The organism is Aurantimonas marina (genome assembly GCF_017183135.1).
Lineage (GTDB): Bacteria > Pseudomonadota > Alphaproteobacteria > Rhizobiales > Rhizobiaceae > Aurantimonas > Aurantimonas marina.
The window spans coordinates 376,160-396,610 of record NZ_JADDXW010000001.1; the positions used below are offsets into that span (position 1 = coordinate 376,160).

Consider the following 20,451-nt stretch of genomic DNA (forward strand, 5'->3'; position numbering starts at 1 on the left):
ATCCGTCGAAAATGCTTATTTATGCTCAAGAAACGGTTAACGAGACAACGGTGGCGGCCTTTTTACGCCGCGTCAGATCGATCGCAAACGCTGTCGCAAGAGGGCCATCCAGCGCTTCGCGGCCATGTCCCGGTCGAGCGGCAACGGGCGGCTCGGATGTCCGTCCGGGCGGGGAAGCACGTCCGAAACCCAGCTGTAACGGTCGCTGACCCCCCAGACGATCACCGATTCCGGCGCCTTGAAAGCAAAGACTCCGTCAAGGAGATCGGTCACCAGACGGTGGGCCGTCGCATCCTGGGGTTCGGCACCGGGCACACTCTCCCAGTCGATGACATCCAGCTCGGTCACCAGCAGGCCGACACCCAAGCCGTCGAGCGTGCGGTGGAACTGCTCCAGTGCATCCTTGTCGATCGTCCGGTCGGCGTAAAGATGTCCCTGGATGCCGACGCCGGTGACGGCCACGTTGCGATCCTGGAGCTGGCGCACGATCGTCAGCATCACCTCGCGGCGGGCATCGTAGCGAGGCCCGGTGAATTCGAGATCGTAGTCGTTGATCACCAGCCGCGCGCCCGGATCGGCCCGCGCCGTCGCGGCGAAGGCAATGGGGATATGCTGCGGCCCAAGCTTCTTGAGCCAGGCCGTTCGGCGCAGCGGACCCTCGCTGATGGGGTTGTGTGCAATCACCTCGTTGACGACGTCCCAGCCCGTCAGCTTGCCCTTGTAGCGATCGCCAACCCGTTCGATGTGCTCGACAAGTGCCGCTTCCGCTTCCGCCGCCGTCTCGATCCGCTCCACCCAGTCGGGCGTCGAGTTCCACCAGATGTGGCAGGTCCCGCGCGTCGAGCGGCCGTGCGAGAGGGCAAACTCCACCAGCCGGTCCGCTGGCTCGAAATTCCAGCTGTCACGCGTCGGCCGGATCTGCCCGAATTTCAATTCGTTCATGGGCATGATCAGGTCGAAATAATCGACGGCGGCGTTTCTGTAGGCCGGATCGGCGTCGAAAAACTCGGCCTGGATCGCGCAACCGAGGGGCACCGGACCGAAACGGGTTGCCCCATGACGCTCGGCCCGGGCGGGCGCGACCGCCCCCGGAGCCAGCGCCAGTCCCGCGCCGGCGGCCAGCAGGGAACGGCGCGTTAAGTTTCTCCCGCTATTTGAGGTGTCGGATAAAGACCCATCTTCCGCGATCCGGTCGGGGCAGGCCGACGCGGATCGTGCGGCTCGACGGCTGTGAAATATCGTCATCTGCCCCTCGCGCTCCAGGGTTCTCGATCATGCCATTTTTCGCAGTCTGGATCGAAAGGCTTAAGGGCAACCTAAACGTCGTTCGGGACTACGCCTCGTTGGTCGGCGGATCGGCCGGGCGCCTCGTCCTGTCGCTCGCCTATTTCGTCTCCGTCGCCAATGGGCTGTCGGTCGGCGATTTCGGCCTCTTCGCCACGGCGTCCGCAACCGGAATCGTTCTGTCGCGCATCGCCGGCTTTGGCTTCGTCTCGCCGCTCTATCGCGTCGCGACGGTGCGCCGGCGCCTGGTGGGAACCTACACCGCCGGGCTGATCGCCGCCTTTATCCTGTCGCTGCCGCTGGTCGCGATCGCCGCGGCCGGTTTCTACATCGCATTCTTCACCGGCGAGATGAACATCGGCGCCTTCGCAGCCGTGGTCCTGGCGGAGGTCGTGTTCTGGCGGGCGCTCGAGGTCGTCATCATCGTCAACAACGGCCTCGGACGCTTTATGCGCGGGGCGATCATCGTCATCGCCGGCTCGGCGATCCGGGCCGTGGCCGCCGTCGGTTTCGTGATGGTCGGCGACGGCTCGCTGGCCCAATGGACGCTCGCCTATGCCTGCGCCAACGCCATCGCGGCGGGCTTTGCGATCATCGCCTATTATCCCCGTCAGCGTCTGCGCCTGCGTCCGACCCTCTATCTCGCCAGGTGGCGGGACAGCGTGTCCGTCGCCGGCGCCGAGATCATCTTCTATCTCCAGTCAGAGCTCGACAAGCTGCTGGTCCTGTCGCTCGGCGGACCGCAGATGGCCGGCATCTACGCTATCTTGATGCGACTCATCGATCTCACCGCCCTGCCGATCCGGTCGTTCAACACGATGATCGTCCAGAAACTGATGCGGGCGCCCGAATGGCTGACACAATGGCGGATCCGTTGGGGCATCGAGGCCGCCGTCGCGGCAGTTTCCATCGCCGGCCTCGCCTTTCTCGGCGGTGTCTTGCATTTCTTCCCGGCGGCACTCGGCAAGAATGTCGCCGAGGCCGCGCCCTTGGTGCTGCTCGCGCTATTCGTGCCGGCCTTCCGCAATCTGGTCGAATATGAGAGCGAGCTTCTTTATGCGCGTGGCAAGACCGGGATACGCGCCCTGATCTTGGCGGTCGTCGGCCTCATCAAGGCGGGACTTTTGGTCGTTCTATTGCGAGCCGCGCCGCAGCCGGAGACCTGGATTTTCGGCCTGAATGGGCTGTTCCTGACGCTTTGGATCGTGTCCGCCGCCGCGACCTACGCGGCATTCGACTGGACCGGCCCACGTGCTGCGCGCTCGGCGCGGCGTCTTATGCCAGCCCAGCAGCCCGGCGAATGAGGTCAGGACCGGTGCCGGTGAAGGACTGGATGCCGGCAGCCACCTGATGGGGCTCCAGTCCGGTGGCGAAATCCTCCAGCTCGCGCGAGCCGAGGGCCCCGCCGTTCCAGTAGACCTGGCATAATTCCAGATCGCTTGGCGCATGGCGATCGGGCCGATCTTCGCACTCATCGACAAAGCGCCCGTAGATCGTGCATTCCGACAGGCGGCGCGAAGCCGCAAGCGCCACAAGCCACGATTTGTCGGTGCGCGCCTCGATTCGACGCTTGAGGTCGTGCACGGTGTCCGTTCGCCAGGCCAGAAGCGTCGTAATGTAGGCCGTGTCGGTCCACGGCGGCGCGGCGATGCCGAGCAGGTCGCCGGCCCGTCGCGACCATTCGCGGTGTTCGTCACGCGCGACGGGATCGATGGTCGCGACCGCGCCCTTGCGACGGAAGAAACGAACCTTGCCGTCGCTCGACAGGCTGCCGACGTCAAACTCCCGCAGAAAGACCACGTCCGAATCCACGGAGAGCATCACCTCTTCCTCGATCGTCGCGGCGATCGCCAGCCGCCGCAATTGCTGGACATGCCAGCCGCGAAGCGGTGGACCGTAAGCCGACAACCAGAGCCGCCGACGGCCGAAGGACAAGGGGTCCGGGAACGGGCGCAACCAACGCGGCAGCAGCTCGCGCTCGTCGACGATCTCGCGCTGCGACCCGGCCAGTTGGCGAAACAGCGCGAGGTCGCCGGCCTCGACCAGGATCAGGTGGCGCGTAAAGCCGGTGACGCGCCGATCGATGCTTTCGCAGAGCAACCGGCATCGCTCTAAATCGCCGCGATAACTGGCTGTCACGATCGCCGAGCGCATCGATCGACCTCTTGAAGCGCCCAGCCGTGGCCCAACGTCAGACATTGGTTCGCCTCCGATGCGATCGATCGCGCAGAATGCCGAGGAGGAAAAGCGGATTGCCGAGAATATAACGGCGCCACATCCTGCCGGGCTCCAAGGCCAGACGCCAGGCCCATTCCATGCGCAGGCGTCGAATAGCGAGCGGCGCCCGCGCGACATTGCCAGCGAGAAAGTCGAACAGCGCGCCGACGCCGACGAAGAGCCGGCCCTGACGCTCGCCCAGATGATCGGCGATGAAGAGTTCCTGGGCCGGAACCCCCATGGCGACGAGGACGATGTCGGCCTTGGCCGCGGCGAGGTCGTCCAGGACGCGGGCACAGCCTTCATGGTCGAAGAACCCGTCCGACACCACCAGATAATCATGCGCCGGAATATCGGCTGCGAGCCGGGTCGCCGCGCGCTCGGCGATGCCCGGCGCGCCTCCAATCAGGGCGACGCGCAGGCGGCCGTCGAGCGAGGCGAGAAGGCGGGGCAGAAAATCGGTGCCGTTGAGGTTCTCGCTGAACGGTTTTCCGTAGAGCATCCGCGCCGCGATATCGACGCCGATACCGTCGGGGATCACCAGAAAGCGCCCCAGAGCGCGTTTATAGGCCGCGTCCCGGCGGGCGAGGTTGACGCAATGGGCGTTGAGGAAGGCGAGCCGCGTGGTCCGGCCGGCCGCCAGTGCGCCGGCAAGCGTCGCGATGACCTTCGCGCCCGACAGATCGATGACCGCGATACCGGCGATGTCATGGCTCGCGACGGCTTCGTCTGGCGAGGAAGCGGCCGACCAATGGGCGCTCGCCTCCATCATCGTATGGCGGTCCCAACGAGTTGCGACGGGCTAGCTGCATCGGTTCTGGCGGACGCGGCCGACTCCCAAGGGGGATCGATGGTTGCCGTGAAACGTTCCAGACCGGCGGCAATGCCCGCGTCGAGCGCGGTCGCCTGGGAGCGCGCGAAGGCGGCGCCGTCGAGGCGAAGCGAGTGGCCGGCCCGTTCGGCGGCGACGAGTTCGACGATCCGGTCGGCGAAGTCCCGCGGCGTATCCGCGACCCGCACATTGGCGGGAACACGGTCGACACCGCGCAACGCCTGCGACGTCGCGACCGCAGGCATCCCCTCCTCGAAGGTCTCGATCGTCTTCAACTGGACGCCGGTGCCGCCCTTGGTCGCCAGGGCAAGCACGCGCGAGGCGCCGACGAACCGCTGGGCGTCCTCGACACGGCCGAGGAAAGTGACATTGGCGGGAACGGCGGGTGGCGGGCCGTCGAAGCGTCCGGCCACAGCGATGGAAATATCGGAAGGAAGCAGCGGGACGACCCGATCCACGAACCAGTCGAGACCGACCCGGTTCGGCGCCCAGCTCCAGGTGCCGATGAGCCCGACATCGTGGGTGCGCTCACCCGTGTCGGCAGCAATCGGACGGCCGACGGTCAGCGCCAGCGGCACGCATTTGTCGGATTCGGCAAGGCCGAGACCGTCCCGGTCGTCTTCGCTCAGCGTATGGACAACGGCCGCATCCCGGCAGATGTCGGCTTCCGCCCGTTCGAGCAGCGCCGCCTCGCGGTCGTAGAGCAGGCGTGTGTGGATGCTGCCCGCGTTTTGGGCGTTTTCGCGCGCGGAGCGATGCTCGACATTGTGGGCGATGAAGATCGAAGGTTTTTCACGCGCCAGGAACGGATAGGCTGCCGGCATCTGCACGGAACTGAGCACATATCCGTCCATCGGCCCAGCCTCGGCCAGCCGGTCGAGAAGTTCGGCGCGGCCAAGACCGGCGACTTTCGCCACCGCGACCGGCAGGTTGCGGGCTAGCGCCGCGCCGACCCAGGCAGCCTTGCGAAGCATCGACGCGCCGGAATTTTCGATCGCCAGTTCGCCGAGGCAGATTTCGTCCGCCCTGACGGGCCGCGATCCCGGCCGGCGGAAGCCGACAAAGGTCAGTCGTACCCCATGGTGGCGGTACGCCGCGACGATGGCGCGGTTCGCGATCTCGAAGCCGGTCGATGGATCGTCGTCGGGCAGGAGTGAGGAGACGAACAGAAGATGCATTCCGACCGGATCACTCCGCGCATTGCAGGAAAAAACCGATTGTCGCAGCCGGGCGTTGACATTGCCCTAATGTCCGACGGCAGCTCTCGGCAATGTGATCGCTGCGCAATGTCGTGGAGTGCGCCGAAGGCGCCATGACGGTGGACCGGAAAGCGCCTTGCGGGAGGCCGCCCTCCGGTCGACACGCCAAGCGCGCGATCGAATTTCGGGATTTGCCGCCGCCGCGTCGAGACTTCGTTCATCTTCTTCTGATTTTGTTCTGATAGCTGCTCCGATCCATCTTCCGTCACGCGATCCGATCGAACGACACCTTATGACCGACGCCATCACCATCGAGCGTATCTCGCCGGACCTCGATTTCGGGCGGTACGAGGTCGTCGTCACCCTGCCGACCTTCCGGCGGCCGGAGCATCTCCTGAAGACGCTCGAATCGCTCGCCGCCCAGCAAACCGAACGGCGGTTCGCGGTCATCGTCATGGAGAACGATGCGCAAGGCCGCGAGGGATTGGCCGCTGCCGCGGCGTTGTTCGAAACCAGCCGAATTCCGGGCTTGATCCTGGTCGCCCATGAGCGCGGCAACTGCGCGGCCTATAATGCGGGATGGCAGACGGCCCTCGAGCGCTTCCCGGCGATGCGGTATCTTCTGGTCATCGACGACGACGAGATTGCCAGCGAAACCTGGATCAAGCGGCTGGTGGAGACAGCCGAAACACTCGCCGTCGACCTCGTCGGCGCGCCGCAGATCCCGGTTTTCGAGGGCGACGGACAGTCCCGCTACGCCCGCCACCCGGTTTTCACGCCGCATTATGCGCGAACCGGTCCCGTGCCGATCCTCTATTCCTCCGGCAACGTCCTGATCCGGCGTTCCGTCCTTGAGGCGGTCGGCGCCCCCTATCTCGATACCGCCTTCAACTTCATCGGCGGCGGCGACAGCGACTTCTATTCGCGCTGCCGCGAGAAAGGCTTCACCTTCGGCTGGTGCGCGGAGGCTCCCGTCCATGAAACGACGCCGGCTCGCCGCACCGAATTCTCGTGGCTGAACGCCCGGGGACTGCGCAATGGCGCGATCTCCTCGATCATCGAACGCCGTCGGCGCGGCGAGCCTGCCGACAGGTTCCGCCGCCTCGCCAAGAGCGCCGCCTTGCTGGCCGTCTCGCCATTCCGATCGGCACGGCTGGCCTTCGACACCAAGTCGCCTGTCATCGGGCTTTATCACATGCAGGTCGCCGTCGGCCGCCTGCTTGCCGAATTCGGCTTCGTCAATGAACAATATCGTCGTCCCGAACAGAACTGACGCCGTCGGCGTCCATGACCCGATCAGGGCGCTCCGGATCATTTTCGCGGCGACGATCCTGACGTTTCTGCTCGTCTCCTTCACGCCCTTCGTGCTGGAATACGGAACCGACGTTCAGGGCAATATCGTCAATCAACTCGGCTACAGCGCGCTCGCTCTCGTCGCGATCGTCGGCCACTTCCTGTTTACGGACCGCGCGGTCGCGCTCTCGCTGCTGCGCCCGGTCTGGCTATTGACGATCGCCTTGCTAGGCTTTTCCGTCCTGCAATCAGAGGCGCCAGGCGCGGCCATCCGGGCGATCCTGTTCACCCTGGCCGCAATGCTCGCCATGACCGGTGCGCTCAGCCTGCCGCCCTCGATCCGCGACTTCCGGCTGGCGCTGGCCTTTGCCGCGCTCGTCGTTCTCGGGCTCTCCTATCTGGGGATCGTCGCCTATCCCGGAGTTGCGATCCACGGATCGGACGGGTTCGAGCCGCAGCATGCCGGGTTGTGGCGCGGCATCTACAGCCACAAGAACGTCGCCGGTCCGGTCATGGCGATGCTGTTTTTCGCTGGGCTCTACCTCATGCGCTGCGGCGAGCGGTGGACCGGCTTCGTCATCGCGTTGCTGGCGGCGGTCTTCATCTACAAGACGGGCTCCAAGACCACCCTGGCTCTGGTTCCGCTCGTCGCCCTCTTCGTCACCGGCGGCCGGATATTCGGCGGCCGTCTCCTGCCGATCGCGATTCTCCTCCTTGCCATCATCGTGACCGCGCTGTTGACGCTGGGCGCGGCGATTTCGCCCGCCCTCGACATCGTGCTTCAGGCGGTCCTGCCCGGCACGACCTTCACCGGCCGCCTCGATCTATGGCGCTTCACCCTCGACTTGATGGGCCATCACCAATGGACGGGGTTCGGCTTCGAGACCTTCTGGAATACCGGCATCGTCTACAAGGCCGAGGCACCGTTCGAGTTGTCCTGGGATCCGCGCCGGATCGTCAATGCCCATAACGGCTATCTGGAAATCGCTATCTGGGGCGGATGGCCGACCCTGGGTGTCGCGGCCGTGATGCTGGTGCTGCTGCCGTTCAAGGATTATCTGACGACCCAGCCCACCTTGGCGAATCGTCGCCTGTCGGATTTCCTCCTGATGATCCTCGCATTTGCCTTGTTGAATTCCTTCTTCGAGAGCTATTTCTTCAGTCGCGGCAACCCGGTCTGGCTGCTGACCTGGCTGGCCATTGTCGGCCTCTGGCTCTGCAGCCGTTTTCGGCTGGAGTGACAGGGGCGCGGCGCCACGGCGCCGGACGTCGTCGAACCTGTGGGCGGTACAACCATTCCAATTGTGATCCATCGGCCTAGTTTGCGGTGCAGTAACCCGTTCAGTCCGCCCATTCAGACAGAAGGCAACGCTCATCACGATGGACCGTCTGCGCCTCCTTGCCGTCGATACCGACGATCTCGCCATCCTGTCGGCCTATTGCCAGGATGCCGTCGTGAAATTGCGGGACTGTCGCTACCGGGCCGGTGAGCAGCAGTTCGTCGTCGAGATGAACCGCTTCGTCTGGGAAACCGCCGAGGGGATTTCGCGCTTTCGCCTGTTCCGCAAGGCCGAGTACGAGCGGCGGCGCGCTATCCTGCATTTCGACCGGGTACGGAGCGTCAAGCGGACGGGCCTCGACGCCGCCGACGGCGATCAGGTGCTCGTGCTGCTGGCCATCCGCTTCATCCCCTCCGAAGCCCCATCGGGAATCGTCGAACTTGTCTTCGCCGGCGGCTCCGCGATAAGGCTGGACGTCGAGGTGATCGAGGCGCAGCTGGCCGATGTCGGCGGCGCCTGGAGCACCTGGGCGCGGCCGGATCACGAGCGTTCCGATCCGTCGGCCTGATCGAGGCCATTCGGCACGCCGCCGATCGCCACACCGCCGCAGTTCAAGAGGGGAATCGTCACAGTGCCGTCGAGGCTTACCAGCACGGACGCCGATTTCGAGGCGAAGTTCCGGGCGTTGCTCGGCGCCAAACGCGAATCCGCCGCCGACGTCGATGACGCGGTGCGCGCGATCGTCGGACGTGTACGCGCCGAGGGCGACGCCGCGCTGATCGATCTGACCCGGCGCTTCGACGGCCTCGAGCTGACGGCGAAGACGCTGCGGGTCGGCCAAGACGAGATCGACGCTGCCTTCGCGGCAACCGCCCCGGAGACGCTTCAGGCGCTGCGGACCGCACATGAGCGCATTACCAGCCACCATGAACGTCAGCGCCCCAAGGACGACCGCTATGTCGACGCGCTCGGCGTCGAACTCGGCAGCCGCTGGACCGCCGTCGAATCGGTCGGTCTCTACGTTCCGGGCGGTCAGGCGAGCTACCCCTCTTCGGTCTTGATGAACGCGGTGCCCGCCAAGGTCGCCGGCGTCGAGCGCATCGCCATGACCGTACCGGCGATGCGCGGCGCGCTGAATCCGCTGGTGCTCGCGGCCGCGAAAATCTGCGGCATCGACGAGATCTACCGCCTCGGCGGCGCCCAGGCGGTCGCGGCTTTCGCCTACGGCACCGAGACGATCCCGCCGGTCGCCAAGATCGTCGGCCCCGGCAATGCCTATGTCGCCGCCGCCAAGCGCCAGGTGTTCGGCACGGTCGGCATCGACATGATCGCCGGGCCGTCCGAGATCCTGGTAATCGCCGACGGCGCCAACGATCCGGACTGGATCGCCGCCGACCTTCTGAGCCAGGCCGAGCACGACGCGGCGGCGCAGTCGATCCTGCTCACCGACGACGGCGATTTCGCCGATGCGGTCGAAGCCGCTGTTGAGCGGCAACTGCGGCGGCTGTCGCGCGGCGAGACCGCTGCCGCCAGCTGGCGCGACCATGGCGCCATCATCCGCGTGGCCTGTCTCGATGAGGCCCCCGCCCTGTCGGACCGCATCGCGCCCGAACATCTGGAACTCGCGGTCGAGGATCCCGAGGAGCTGTTCGCCAAAATACGCAACGCCGGCGCGGTCTTTCTCGGCCGCCATACGCCGGAGGTCATCGGCGACTATGTCGGCGGCTCGAACCACGTCTTGCCAACCGCCCGCTCGGCCCGTTTCTCGTCGGGGCTGTCGGTTCTCGACTTCGTCAAGCGCACGTCGATCCTCAAGCTCGGGCCGGAACAGTTGCGGGCGCTCGGCCCCGCGGCCATCGAACTCGCCCGTGTCGAGGGACTCGACGCCCACGGCCGGTCCGTGGCGATCCGACTGAACCTTTGATCTTGCGATGACCGACGGCGGCGACCAGAAGAGCGGCAAGCTCATCGACATCGAGCTCGACGAGAGCATCGGTCGGGCAACACCGGACGTCGAACACGAACGCGCGGTGGCGATCTTCGATCTCATCGAGGAAAACGTCTTCAACCCGGCCGGCGCGCCCGAGGGCGGCCACTTCAAGCTCAGGCTCTCGCTCGCCGACAAGCGCCTCGTCTTCGACATTCGGGACGAGGCCGGCGAGCCGATCGTCGCCCATATCCTCTCGCTCACGCCCTTTCGCCGTGTGATCAAGGATTATTTCCTGATCTGCGACAGCTATTACGAGGCGATCCGCAGCGCGACGCCGCAGCAGATCGAGGCGATCGACATGGGCCGGCGGGGTATCCACAATGACGGATCGCAGACGCTGATGGACCGCCTGAAGGGCAAGATCGCCGTCGATCTCGATACGGCGCGTCGGCTGTTCACGCTGATCTGCGTTCTGCACTGGCGGAACTAAGCCCACGATGACGCCGCGGATGAAACCGGCAATCGGCACAAGATCCGGCGTAGCGTGCGACGACCGCCGCGGCGGTTTCCGTTTTGTTGGCGCATTGGGGGCGGGCCGATGATCAAGGCGGCCAACCCCACCGGCAACGCCGCGGTTTCGTCACTCTTGTTCGTCTGCGGCATGAACGCGATCCGCTCGCCGATCGCCGAGGCGATCGCCCGCTCGATCCTTCCCGCCTCGGTCTACATCGCCTCGGCCGGTGTCCGCAGCGGCCAACGTGATCCCTTCGTCGACATCGTGCTGGCCGAGCGGGGCCTCAGTCTCGGCGACTACAGGCCCAAGCGCTTCGAGGAACTGCAGGACGGCTATTTCGACCTGATCGTCACCATGGCTCCGGAGGCGCACCACGCTGCTCTCGACGCCACGGGAACGGCCTCGGTCGACGTCGAGTTCTGGCCGATGCCGGACCCGTCCGTGGCGGACGGCAGTCGCGAACAGATTCTCGACGCCTATCGCGACGTCTGCGACCGGATCGAGGCGCATATCCGCAAGCGGCTGCTGGAGAAGAAATAAACCGTCGTCGCGCTCAGTCCGCCAGCGACTGGATCTCGGCCTTAAGATCGTCCAGCCCGACGCTCTTTTCCGACGATGTCGACAGAATCCGCGGAAACGCCGCCGGACGTTTGGCGATCGCTGCCGCGGTCGCCTCGATCAGCTTTGGAACAGCCGGCGCCTTGATCTTGTCGATCTTGGTCAGAACGATCTGATAGGAGACGGCCGCCTTGTCCAGAAGGCTCATCACTTCGGCATCGTTGGTCTTGATCCCGTGGCGGGCGTCGATCAGCAGGAAGACGCGCTTGAGGCTGACCCGTCCGCGCAGATAGGAAAACACCAGCCGCGTCCAGGCGTCCACCTGGTCCTTCGGCGCCTTGGCGTAGCCATAGCCGGGCATGTCGACTAGAGCGATCGGTGGCAATTCCGTCGTCTCGCCGCCATAGCCGTCCGGCACGAAGAAATTCAGTTCCTGCGTGCGCCCCGGCGTGTTCGAGGTCCGCGCCAGTCCCTTGCGACCGAGCAGCGCGTTGATCAGCGAGGACTTGCCGACGTTGGAACGTCCGGCGAAGGCGATCTCGGGCGGGCCTTCCGGCGGCAGGAACTTCATGGCCGGCGCGCCGCGCACGAAGATCCACGGACGCGCGAAAAAGCGCGGGTCCGCCGCTTCCGGGAGCGTCTCGGCCTGTACGGTTTCGTCAGCCATGGTCATTGCGCCTTCTCAAGCATGTCGATGTCGGCGCCCCGGATTGCTCCGAGATTGCGGCTGACCTTGTCTATTGGCCAATCCCACCATCCGATCGCAAGCAGCCGGGCAACGGACGACTGGCAAAACCGGTGCCGGATCAGCCGAGCAGGATTACCCCCGACAACGCCATAGGCGGGCACGTCTCCGGTGACAACAGACCGTGCGGCCACGATCGCACCGTCGCCGATCGTCACACCCGGCATGAGCGTCGCGCCGTCGCCGATCCACACATCGTTGCCGACGATCGTGTCGCCCTTCATGCCCGCGAGGATGGTCGCGAAATCGAACCCCTCCTCCCAGCCATGGCCGAAGATATTGAAGGGATAGGTCGAGATCCCGGTCATCGCGTGGTTGGCGCCGTTCATGACGAAAGAAACGCCGGCGGCGATGGCACAGAAGCGGCCGATGACGAGGCGGTCACCCAGAAAGGGATAGAGATGGCCGACGCAGCGCTCGACGAAGTGTTCCGGTCCCGCCGGGTCGTCGTAATAGGTGTAGGCACCGATTTCGATCTGCGGATGGTCGACGATCGGCTTGAGGAAACCGACCCGGGGATGCTTGCTTACCGGGTGGGGATCGTCGGGATCGGGTCCATGCATCGTCGGCCCCTCGCCTCTATCCGATGATTTCGGCTCAGCTCTCTGACGGCTTTTCCCGTCGCCGGAACATGCCGCGCAGATTGTCCCACAGTTCGATCTTGGTGCCGTTGCGCTTCATGATCACGGTCTGCTGGATGATCGAGAGGGTGTTGTTCCACGTCCAGTAGATGACGAGGCCCGCCGGGAACGAGGCCAGCATGAAGGTGAAGATCACCGGCATCCAGGTGAAGATCATCTGCTGGGTGGGGTCCGGCGGGGTCGGATTGAGCCGCATCTGGATGAACATCGTGATGCCCATCATGATCGGCCACACGCCGACCAGCAAGAAGCTCGGCAGATCGACCGGGATCAGGCCGAAGAGATTGAAGATGCTTGTCGGATCGGGCGCAGCGAGATCCTGGATCCAGCCGAAGAACGGCGCATGCCGCATTTCGATGGTGACATAGAGGACCTTATAGAGGGCGAAGAACACCGGAATCTGGATCAGGATCGGCCAACAACCGGCCGCCGGATTGATCTTCTCCTCCTTGTAGATCCGCATCATCTCCTGCTGTTGCTTCTGCTTGTCGTCCTTGAAGCGTTCGCGCAGCTCGGTGATCTTGGGCTGCATGTTCTTCATGCGCGCCATGGATTTGTACGACTTGTTGGCCAGCGGGAAGAAGATCAGCTTGAGGACGACGGTGACCGCCAGAATAGCCAGACCGAAATTGCCGATAAAGCGATAGAGCCAGTCGAGCGCGTGGAACATCGGGCGGGTGATGAAATAGAACCAGCCCCAGTCGATCAACTGGCCGAACTGGCGGATGTTCAGCGTGTCCTCGTAGCCGTCGATGACGTCGACCACCTTGGCTCCGGCGAAGGTGCGATTCGTCGCGGTCACCGTAGTGCCGGGGGCAAGCGTCACCGGGTCGGCGACATATTCGGTCTGGTAGCGCGGCCGGTTGCCGGTCAGATAGAGGAAGCGCGACTGGAACGGCTGGCCGGCCTGCGGGATCAGCGTCGTCGCCCAGTATTTGTCGGTAATGCCGAGCCAGCCGCTGGCAACCTTCGGCGGCGTGAAGCGCTCGTCGGATTCGATCGCGGAATATTTGACCTCGGAGAGCCCGTCCTCGCCGAACACTCCGATCAGCCCCTCGAACAGGACATAGACGGAAGCCACTTCCGGCTTGGAGTAGCGGGTGACACGTCCGTAGGACGACAGGGTGACCGGCTGCGCGCCGCCGTTGCGCACCGCGTCTTCCACCGTGAACATGAAATTGTCGTCGACCGAAATCTGCCGCGAGAAGGTCACGCCGGCACCGTTCGTCGTGGTCAGCGTCACCGGCGTCGTTGGCGTCAGGGTCTGGTTGCCCTCGGCCTGCCACTTCGTCGCGGGACCGGGCAGATCGCCGGCATTCTGTCCAATATAACCGAACTCGGCGAAATATCCGGTCGGCAAATTCTCGGGGGACAGAAGCACGATGGTCGGCGAGGTATCCTTGACGGTCTCATGATAATTCTTGAGCCGCAGGTCATCGAGCCTGGCGCCGGTCAGGTTGATCGAGCCCGACAGCGCAGGTGTGTCGATCGGGATGCGCGCACCGGAAGCGACAGCTTCCTCGCGGGTTGCCGGAACTGCGGTCACGGTCCCCTCACTCGGCACGACGCTCTCGCGCCCCGCCGGTGCGGCGACATTTTCCTGGGGAGTGCCCGCCGGCGTCTGCGGGGTTTGCAACGAACCGTCGTTTTGAACCGTCTCTGTCGATTGCCGCTGCGCGTCCATGCGCGGGCTGACAACCAGAAACTGCCAGCCCACGAGGACCGCGATGGACAGCGCCATGGCGATCAGAAAGTTGCGGTTGTTTTCCATCAATCAGACCCCGATGGACGCCCCGGCGGACGCCGCTTCACTATGGTCGGCTCGCGATCCGGCCGCTTCGCACGTGCAAACCGTCGGGACAGCTCGTCCTTCAGGGCGGCGAAGGGCATGGCCAGCACCTCGCGCCGTGCGACGATCACATAATCGATGCCGAGCGCCATGTCAGCCTCGGCGTCGAGGCGGATCGCCTCGCGCAGCCGGCGGCGGATGCGATTGCGCACCACGGCGTTACCGACCTTCTTGGTCACGGTCAGACCGACGCGGGGATCCTCGCCATCACCCCGATCGAGGGCTTCGACAAAGAAAAACGGGCCGTTCAGGCGACGGCCCTTGCGCGCGGCCAGAAACTCCGCGCGTTTCGTCATTCTGCCGACGGCCATCGGAAACGTCTGGCGGCCGCGACGCGACTAGAGCGCCGTGCGTCCATTCGGACGCACAAAGGACGCTCTAGCACTTCGATTGAGCATCGGAATGATCCAAAAACCGGATTCCACTTTTTGGTCCGATGCTCTACGCCGAGAGCCGCTTGCGGCCCTTGGCGCGGCGCGCCGCGATGACCTTCTGGCCACCGTTGGTCGCCATGCGCGAGCGGAAGCCATGACGGCGTTTGCGGACGAGCCGGGACGGCTGATAGGTACGTTTCATCGTATCAATCCCGCGCTCGGGTGCGCGGACCCTTCATATGTTCCGAAGTCTGGGTACGGATGCGGGAGCAAAGCGCGCAACAACCCGTCGCGCGGAACACTGCCCACTCGTGTGGGCGCTTATAGGAAGGGTGGGAGGCAAAAGTCAATCGGTCGGGGGACGATCGAAGAGAGATCCTACCGCGCGGACCACAGTGCGGCCGCAAGCCGGATTTCACCATTGCCCCGACCGGTGGGCTCGCTATCGCGGGGCGGCGGGGCGACTGTTTCCTGCGTCCGGGCCAGGATATCCCCAGAAGCAGAATTCACGCTCGGCCGATGCCTGGGTCCGCGCGCTACTCGGTGATCAGCTTGTAGCGTTGCCCGGCGCGAACCTCGCCGCCGCCGGCGAGGCCGTTCAAAAGCCGGAACATCTGCGATTTGCGGTCGACGCCGACCATGCGGGCAGCAAGCCGTTCGGCCGTGTCTCCGGCTGCTGCCGTCACGATCCGGATCCGCAGGGGCTTGAGCGCGGCCTTTTCCGAGGTACTGAGCAGACGGAAGGAGCCAGCGACACGATCGGCGACGGTGCTGACGGAAGCCGCCGACGCGGCCTGGACCGCGGTCAGGAACCGGTAGACCTGACCACCCACCCGGATGACCGTCACGTCGAAGGCGTAATCGCCCCCGCGCGCCCGCGCCGAGACCGCGTCCAGATTGCCGACCCGTCGCCGCCGGATGGTCGATGGATCGAGGCCGCCGATCCAGCCGCTGTTGACGTAGTCGACGAGGCTGGTGGTGACAGGCAGGGCCACACCGTCGAACCGGATCGCGGTATCGCCCGGCCCCGTCGCCAGAACGGCTTCGGCGGTGTTGTCGATGAGAAAGCCCTCGGGCACCTCGAAGGTGATGCCAAGGCCGGGATGATAGAATCGCCGCTCGCGCACGTAGCCTTCCGCGGCGGAGTCGCCGAACAGCATGCCGTCGATGCCCGACAGATACCGGTCTCGGTCGGTCGCGCCGGACCCGGACGGGCCATATTGCCGGGCATGGCGCTCGGCTAGGTCGATGCGCTGCGGCGCCGAGGGGTGCGAGGCGAGAAAGTCGAGATTGGGATCGTTGGCTTGAAAGGCGTTGCGTATCCTGGAATAGGAATCCATCGCGCTCAAGAAGCGCGAGGCCGCAAACGGGTCGTAGCCGGCACGGGCAACATGGCGGATGCCGAGCACATCGGCCTGCAATTCCTGCTTGCGAGAGAACTGGGCGAGATTCAAACGGCCGCGGGCGAGCGCGATTTCCCCGGCCGGCTCGCTCGCCAGAACCTCGCTGACGACGCGACTGGCGATCTCTGCGGCCTGCTCGCGCTGCTGACGCTCAATGCCGTGATTAGCAGTCACATGCCCCATCTCGTGACCGATCACCGCGGCCACTTCGGCGGAATCGTTCGCAAGCGCAAGCAGGCCGCGGGTCACATAGACGTAGCCGCCCGGCAGCGCGAAAGCGTTGACATTTGGAGAGTTCAGGATGGTGATCCGGTAGGCGCGGTTCGGATCCTCCGTTTCCGCCTGAAGCTTGCCGACGACCGCCGCCAGCGTTCGCTCGAGTTTCGGATCGGAATAGGCCCCACCATAGGCCGCCAGAATCTTCGGATGTTGCGCCCGCCCGATGACCGACTGCGGATCGCTTCGCTGGATATTTTCGAAGGTAATCGGCTGGCGCGTCGCCGCATAGCCCGACTTGACATCGCCGCCGACGTCGCCGGCCAAGCTGTCCAGGCTCGCCTCCAATGACGTACACGCGCCGGCCGCCATAAGCGCGGCCAGCGCCGCGCCGCGAAGCGCCGCGCGTGTGACACGCCTTGCGGACCGGACACTGGACATGATTTCCATCGGTGCGATCACCGCCCCCGCCAATATGCCGCAGAAATTCAGCTCTGCCCTCTACGGACAAGACCCTTAACCGAAATGCCGCGCTCTGCGGAAGGATCGATCCGCAACACGACCTCGCAAAACTGCAGTGCACCCCCTCATCTCGGATAATCTCCCGGCTAACAAGCAAATTCGCCGGAAATGCGTCACGAAGCAGAATCCTGTGTGCCGAGATAGCGGGCGACACGCGGATCGCTCTGGCCCGACAGGATCGCCCGGGTCGGCCCGACGGCAAGCACCACGCCCTGATCGAGGAACGCGACGCGATCGGCGTGATCGGCCGCGTCGTCCGGATGATGGGTCACCATCACCACACTCATGGGACGCTCTGCGCGTTCCGCGCGAAGCGCCTTCAGCATCCCCAGCATCTCCTTGCGCAGCGCCGGCCCCAGCGCCGCAAAGGGCTCGTCGAGGAGCAGCAGCGGTCGATCGCGCAGGAAGGCGCGCGCCAAGGCGACACGCTGGCGCTCGCCGCCGGACATCGTGGCGGAACGACGGGCCTCGAAACCAGAGAGGCCCACGGCCTCCAGCGCCGCCAAGACGCGGCGCCGGTCGCCGCCGGACAGGCGAAGATTCGGGGCGATGCCGAGCGCGACGTTGCGAAACACATCGAGATGGGGAAACAGATTGTTTTCCTGGAAGACGATGCTGAGCGGCCGTTCGGCGGGGGCGACCCCGGTCATGTCGGCGCCGGCGATGGCGACCCGCCCCGAATCGGGCGTCGCGAAACCGGCCGCCAGATCGAGGAGCGTCGACTTGCCGGCGCCGCTCGGCCCGATCACCGCCAGCCATTCGCCCTCGCTCACGTCGAGATCGAATCGCATGTCGCTGCCCTCATAGGCGAGCCGAACGTCTTCGAAGGACAAGGCCGGCACACCGCTCATCGCTTTTCTCCCGCGCCTGCCAGCCCGCGCTCGGCCAGCGCCATCAGGCCGAGGCACAGGACACCGAGGATCAACGCCAGACCGGCCGCGTCGCTGGTGCGATAGCTGCCCATCCGTTGCAACAGCAGATAGGGCAGCGTGAGGAGGTCCTGGTTGCCGAACAAAGCGATCGCTCCGAGATCGCCCAACGAGATCGCCAGGGCGAAGGCGAAGGCGAGGCCGAGCGCTGGGCGCATGGCCGGCCAATCGACGACGCGCAGCCGCGACAGGCCGGCGAGTCCCAGACTGTCCGCCAGTCGCCCGGTCGCCTGATTGGCAGCGGCGAGCGCCGGCCCGACGATCCGCACGATGAACGGCACGGCCATGGCCGCGTTGGTGGCGACGACGACATAGGGCGCGGCGGCAAAGACGTCGGTGACCTGGCGTAGCGCCAGGAACCAGCCGGCCCCGACAACGATCGGCGGAACCACGAGGACGAGGCTGGCCGCCGTCTCCAGTCCCTTGCGCGCGGTATCGCGGCCACGTGGCGCACCGAATGGCGCGCTGCGCAAGGCTTCGAGGGCGAGGATCACCAGAATCGAGACGAGAAGCGCCAGCGATGCCGCGGCAAGGGCGATGACCAGGCTGGTCAGCGCCGCGCGACGGACCGCTGGATCGACGGCGAGCGAGACGAGGTCGGCCTGCAACCCGCGCACCAGAACCGCGACGAATGGCGACAGGACGAAGGCGATTCCGAGCGACAGGATCGCGGCGTCCATCGCCGCCCTCGCCCGGCTCGGCCGGTCATAGCGCAGAGCCCGGCCGCCGAGACCGAAGCCGGCCGCGACATCGCCGCCAAGTCGGGTTGCCAGCCACAGGATGATGGCGGTCAGGGCGATCTGCAGAAGCGACAGGGCGATCGCCCGACCGGGGTCGAACTCATAGCGTAGCGCCTGGTAGATCGCGACTTCCAGCGTTGTCGCGCCGGGCCCGCCGCCGAGGACGAGGACAAGCGTGAAACTCGTCACGCAGAGCATGAAGACGAGGCTCGCCGCTCCCGGCAGGCTGGCGCGGATCGCCGGCCATTCGAGCAGGCGGAAGGTGGCGAGCGGCGTCAGCGACAATTGCCCGGCGAGCTTCCAGCTTTCGGCCGGCACGCGATCCAGCGCCGCCACCATCAGCCGGGCGGCGAGCGGCAGGTTGAAGAAGACATGGGCGATCAGAATGCCGGCCAGCCCATAGACGTCGAGCCGCGGCAACCCGATCGCGGCGAAGGCTCCGGAGAGCACCCCGTTGCGGCCCCAGATGGTGATGATCGCGAGCGCGCCGACGAGGACCGGCAAGGCCTGCGGCAAGAGAAACAACCGCAGCACCGCCCGGCGTCCGAGAAAGCGGGCACGGTGGAGCGCGACGGCCAGCGGCACCGCACCGGCAAGCGACAAGAGCGTCGACAGCGCCGCCTGCTCCAGGGTGAAGACCACGACGCCCCGAATATAGCGGTCGGCGAAGAGCGCCGGCAGATCCGGCGCGGCACCCGTTGCCGCGAACAGGAACACAAACGCGCCGCCGAGAAAGGCGATCAGGATTGCAGCGGCTGCAAAGCCGAGGCCGATGCGCAGGGTCCGGTCGGTGGCGCCCGTCATGACCGCGCGGGCAGCCGAGCCCCGCCGCGCCATCCAACGCAAACGACGAGGCGCATCAGCGGCCGATCGCCTCGAGCCATTCCTGCGTCCAGGCCTTGCGGTTTGCGGCGACCGTCTCAGGATCGATGAACAGCGGCGTATCCACCTTGACCAACCGGTCGAACGCCTCCGGCAGTTCGATGCCGTCGATCACCGGCAGCGTCCAGTTGGTGGTCGGGATGATCGACTGGAACTCGGGGGTCAGCATGAATGCGAGGAATTGCCGCGCCAGCTCCGGCTGATCGGCGTTCTTGAGCAGGCCCGCGACCTCGATCTGGAGAAACTGGCCTTCCGAGAAGGCGGCGGCCTGATAGCGCTCGGAGCCTTCCTCGACCATGTGATAGGCCGGCGACGTCGTATAGCTCAGCACCAACGGAACCTCGCCATTGGTGAACAGGCCATAGGCCTCGCTCCAGCCGGGCGTCACGGTGAGGATGCGGTCGGAGAGCTCCGACCATTTGGCCTTCGCTTCCTCGCCATAGACCGCCTTCATCCATAAGAGCAGACCCAGCCCCGGCGTCGAGGTGCGCGCGTCCTCGATGGCGATCTTCTGCTCGGGATCGCCGGAGACCAGTTCCTCGAGGCTTTTCGGCGGGTTTTCGACCCGCTCGGTGTCGTAGACGACGGCGAGGTAGGAGTAATCGTAGGGCACGAAGACCGGATCGGAAAAGCCAGTCGGCACCGTCAGCTTGGACAGATCGACGCCGCTTTCGGCGAACAGGCCTGTCGCCTTGGCTTCCGGAATGAGGTCGGAGGTCAGGCCCAGCGCGATGTCGGCGTCGCTCGTTTCGCCCTCCAGCTTGAGCCGGTTGAGGATCGCGACCCCATCCCCAAGACCGACGAATTTCAAGTCGCAACCGCAGACCGTCTCGAACGCCGCCTCGATCTTCGGTCCCGGACCCCATTCAGGGATGAAGCTCTCATAGGTGTAGATGGTGAGCGTCGGCTTGCCCTCCTTTGCTGAAGCGGGCGCGGCGAAGGCAAACAGTGCGGCGAGGACAGCCACACTGGACAAGAGCTGCGGAGGGATGGGGATCATGGGCTTGCCTCTCAATGCAGCGACGTCGGAAGCGCCGCGCCGC

The 20,451-nt window shown here is 65.4% G+C and carries 20 protein-coding genes; 7 read left to right on the forward strand and 13 right to left on the reverse strand.

Translation table 11 applies throughout. The features are described from left to right. Positions 1–72 precede the first annotated feature (72 nt). Entirely contained in the window at positions 73–1,035 is a 963-nt protein-coding gene (locus tag ING15_RS01825) for an endo-1,4-beta-xylanase (RefSeq protein WP_332873747.1), read from the reverse strand. Between the two features lie 239 nt (positions 1,036–1,274). Here ING15_RS01825 and ING15_RS01830 point away from each other — a divergent pair, with 239 nt between their 5' ends. Next, the gene (locus ING15_RS01830; RefSeq protein ID WP_206453052.1) at positions 1,275–2,588 is read left to right on the forward strand and encodes a lipopolysaccharide biosynthesis protein; all 1,314 of its coding nucleotides are present in this window, start codon (positions 1,275–1,277) and stop codon (positions 2,586–2,588) included. Here ING15_RS01830 and ING15_RS01835 read toward each other — a convergent pair. The 3 genes from ING15_RS01835 to ING15_RS01845 are packed head-to-tail and all read right to left on the reverse strand — an operon-like array spanning position 2,560 to position 5,511. Beyond that, positions 2,560–3,483, reverse strand: a complete 924-nt coding sequence (locus ING15_RS01835) for a DUF6492 family protein (protein WP_332873748.1) — start codon at positions 3,481–3,483, stop codon at positions 2,560–2,562. The two genes, ING15_RS01830 and ING15_RS01835, sit on opposite strands and share 29 nt — an antisense overlap. After that, positions 3,476–4,273 carry a WecB/TagA/CpsF family glycosyltransferase gene (locus tag ING15_RS01840; protein WP_232845489.1) on the reverse strand — a complete coding sequence of 266 codons (798 nt, stop codon included), beginning with the start codon at positions 4,271–4,273 and terminating at the stop codon, positions 3,476–3,478. The genes ING15_RS01835 and ING15_RS01840 overlap by 8 nt, the downstream gene beginning before the upstream one ends. Beyond that, entirely contained in the window at positions 4,270–5,511 is a 1,242-nt protein-coding gene (locus tag ING15_RS01845; protein WP_206453054.1) for a glycosyltransferase family 4 protein, read from the reverse strand. Before ING15_RS01845 ends, ING15_RS01840 begins: the two co-directional genes overlap by 4 nt. Before the next feature lie 313 nt (positions 5,512–5,824). Here ING15_RS01845 and ING15_RS01850 point away from each other — a divergent pair, with 313 nt between their 5' ends. The 6 genes from ING15_RS01850 to ING15_RS01875 all read left to right on the forward strand — a co-directional run bounded on the left by ING15_RS01850 (position 5,825) and on the right by ING15_RS01875 (position 11,089). Continuing rightward, positions 5,825–6,805: a glycosyltransferase family 2 protein gene (locus tag ING15_RS01850; protein WP_206453055.1), complete on the forward strand. Its 981-nt coding sequence runs from the start codon at positions 5,825–5,827 to the stop codon at positions 6,803–6,805. Then, entirely contained in the window at positions 6,774–8,066 is a 1,293-nt protein-coding gene (locus ING15_RS01855) for an O-antigen ligase family protein (RefSeq protein WP_206453056.1), read from the forward strand. The genes ING15_RS01850 and ING15_RS01855 overlap by 32 nt, the downstream gene beginning before the upstream one ends. Before the next feature lie 139 nt (positions 8,067–8,205). Continuing rightward, the gene (locus tag ING15_RS01860; protein WP_206453057.1) at positions 8,206–8,673 is read left to right on the forward strand and encodes a DUF2948 family protein; all 468 of its coding nucleotides are present in this window, start codon (positions 8,206–8,208) and stop codon (positions 8,671–8,673) included. A 63-nt stretch (positions 8,674–8,736) separates the two neighbouring features. Next, positions 8,737–10,029, forward strand: a complete 1,293-nt coding sequence (gene hisD / locus ING15_RS01865) for a histidinol dehydrogenase (RefSeq protein ID WP_206453058.1) — start codon at positions 8,737–8,739, stop codon at positions 10,027–10,029. 7 nt (positions 10,030–10,036) lie between these two features. Further along, positions 10,037–10,525: a UPF0262 family protein gene (locus tag ING15_RS01870; RefSeq protein WP_206453059.1), complete on the forward strand. Its 489-nt coding sequence runs from the start codon at positions 10,037–10,039 to the stop codon at positions 10,523–10,525. Between the two features lie 108 nt (positions 10,526–10,633). Next, on the forward strand, positions 10,634–11,089 hold the full coding sequence (locus tag ING15_RS01875) for an arsenate-mycothiol transferase ArsC (protein WP_206453060.1): 456 nt from the start codon (positions 10,634–10,636) through the stop codon (positions 11,087–11,089). Between the two features lie 13 nt (positions 11,090–11,102). Here the strand turns inward: ING15_RS01875 and yihA are convergent, their stop codons facing one another. The 9 genes from yihA to thiB form a co-directional block, all read right to left on the reverse strand. Further along, positions 11,103–11,774 carry a ribosome biogenesis GTP-binding protein YihA/YsxC gene (gene yihA, locus ING15_RS01880; protein WP_408628661.1) on the reverse strand — a complete coding sequence of 224 codons (672 nt, stop codon included), beginning with the start codon at positions 11,772–11,774 and terminating at the stop codon, positions 11,103–11,105. A 2-nt stretch (positions 11,775–11,776) separates the two neighbouring features. Further along, positions 11,777–12,415 carry a CatB-related O-acetyltransferase gene (locus tag ING15_RS01885; RefSeq protein WP_206453062.1) on the reverse strand — a complete coding sequence of 213 codons (639 nt, stop codon included), beginning with the start codon at positions 12,413–12,415 and terminating at the stop codon, positions 11,777–11,779. Positions 12,416–12,449: 34 nt separating this feature from the next. Then, a complete protein-coding gene (gene yidC / locus ING15_RS01890) occupies positions 12,450–14,264 on the reverse strand; it encodes a membrane protein insertase YidC (protein ID WP_206453063.1) in 1,815 nt (604 codons plus the stop codon). Continuing rightward, positions 14,264–14,638 carry a ribonuclease P protein component gene (rnpA, locus tag ING15_RS01895; protein ID WP_408628662.1) on the reverse strand — a complete coding sequence of 125 codons (375 nt, stop codon included), beginning with the start codon at positions 14,636–14,638 and terminating at the stop codon, positions 14,264–14,266. The genes yidC and rnpA overlap by 1 nt, the downstream gene beginning before the upstream one ends. 145 nt (positions 14,639–14,783) lie before the next feature. Beyond that, on the reverse strand, positions 14,784–14,918 hold the full coding sequence (rpmH, locus tag ING15_RS01900) for a 50S ribosomal protein L34 (RefSeq protein ID WP_206453065.1): 135 nt from the start codon (positions 14,916–14,918) through the stop codon (positions 14,784–14,786). Positions 14,919–15,252: 334 nt separating this feature from the next. Beyond that, a complete protein-coding gene (locus ING15_RS01905; protein WP_206453066.1) occupies positions 15,253–16,776 on the reverse strand; it encodes a M48 family metalloprotease in 1,524 nt (507 codons plus the stop codon). Positions 16,777–16,970: 194 nt separating this feature from the next. After that, on the reverse strand, positions 16,971–17,708 hold the full coding sequence (locus ING15_RS01910; protein ID WP_206453067.1) for a thiamine ABC transporter ATP-binding protein: 738 nt from the start codon (positions 17,706–17,708) through the stop codon (positions 16,971–16,973). Continuing rightward, positions 17,705–19,330 carry a thiamine/thiamine pyrophosphate ABC transporter permease gene (gene thiP, locus ING15_RS01915; protein ID WP_206453068.1) on the reverse strand — a complete coding sequence of 542 codons (1,626 nt, stop codon included), beginning with the start codon at positions 19,328–19,330 and terminating at the stop codon, positions 17,705–17,707. The genes ING15_RS01910 and thiP overlap by 4 nt, the downstream gene beginning before the upstream one ends. A gap of 55 nt (positions 19,331–19,385) precedes the next feature. Further along, on the reverse strand, positions 19,386–20,408 hold the full coding sequence (thiB, locus tag ING15_RS01920) for a thiamine ABC transporter substrate binding subunit (protein WP_206453069.1): 1,023 nt from the start codon (positions 20,406–20,408) through the stop codon (positions 19,386–19,388). Positions 20,409–20,451 lie beyond the last annotated feature (43 nt).

What these genes read in the sequence shown, in the direction of transcription:
- ING15_RS01830 (WP_206453052.1), top strand. Translation starts at nt 1,275, where the DNA reads ATGCCATTTTTCGCAGTCTGGATCGAAAGGCTTAAGGGCAACCTAAAC.
- ING15_RS01835 (WP_332873748.1), bottom strand. Translation starts at nt 3,483, where the DNA reads ATGTCTGACGTTGGGCCACGGCTGGGCGCTTCAAGAGGTCGATCGATG.
- ING15_RS01840 (WP_232845489.1), bottom strand. Translation starts at nt 4,273, where the DNA reads ATGATGGAGGCGAGCGCCCATTGGTCGGCCGCTTCCTCGCCAGACGAA.
- ING15_RS01845 (WP_206453054.1), bottom strand. Translation starts at nt 5,511, where the DNA reads ATGCATCTTCTGTTCGTCTCCTCACTCCTGCCCGACGACGATCCATCG.
- ING15_RS01850 (WP_206453055.1), top strand. Translation starts at nt 5,825, where the DNA reads ATGACCGACGCCATCACCATCGAGCGTATCTCGCCGGACCTCGATTTC.
- ING15_RS01855 (WP_206453056.1), top strand. Translation starts at nt 6,774, where the DNA reads ATGAACAATATCGTCGTCCCGAACAGAACTGACGCCGTCGGCGTCCAT.
- ING15_RS01860 (WP_206453057.1), top strand. Translation starts at nt 8,206, where the DNA reads ATGGACCGTCTGCGCCTCCTTGCCGTCGATACCGACGATCTCGCCATC.
- ING15_RS01870 (WP_206453059.1), top strand. Translation starts at nt 10,037, where the DNA reads ATGACCGACGGCGGCGACCAGAAGAGCGGCAAGCTCATCGACATCGAG.
- ING15_RS01875 (WP_206453060.1), top strand. Translation starts at nt 10,634, where the DNA reads ATGATCAAGGCGGCCAACCCCACCGGCAACGCCGCGGTTTCGTCACTC.
- yihA (WP_408628661.1), bottom strand. Translation starts at nt 11,774, where the DNA reads ATGGCTGACGAAACCGTACAGGCCGAGACGCTCCCGGAAGCGGCGGAC.
- ING15_RS01885 (WP_206453062.1), bottom strand. Translation starts at nt 12,415, where the DNA reads ATGCATGGACCCGATCCCGACGATCCCCACCCGGTAAGCAAGCATCCC.
- yidC (WP_206453063.1), bottom strand. Translation starts at nt 14,264, where the DNA reads ATGGAAAACAACCGCAACTTTCTGATCGCCATGGCGCTGTCCATCGCG.
- rnpA (WP_408628662.1), bottom strand. Translation starts at nt 14,638, where the DNA reads ATGACGAAACGCGCGGAGTTTCTGGCCGCGCGCAAGGGCCGTCGCCTG.
- rpmH (WP_206453065.1), bottom strand. Translation starts at nt 14,918, where the DNA reads ATGAAACGTACCTATCAGCCGTCCCGGCTCGTCCGCAAACGCCGTCAT.
- ING15_RS01905 (WP_206453066.1), bottom strand. Translation starts at nt 16,776, where the DNA reads ATGTCCAGTGTCCGGTCCGCAAGGCGTGTCACACGCGCGGCGCTTCGC.
- ING15_RS01910 (WP_206453067.1), bottom strand. Translation starts at nt 17,708, where the DNA reads ATGAGCGGTGTGCCGGCCTTGTCCTTCGAAGACGTTCGGCTCGCCTAT.
- thiP (WP_206453068.1), bottom strand. Translation starts at nt 19,330, where the DNA reads ATGACGGGCGCCACCGACCGGACCCTGCGCATCGGCCTCGGCTTTGCA.
- thiB (WP_206453069.1), bottom strand. Translation starts at nt 20,408, where the DNA reads ATGATCCCCATCCCTCCGCAGCTCTTGTCCAGTGTGGCTGTCCTCGCC.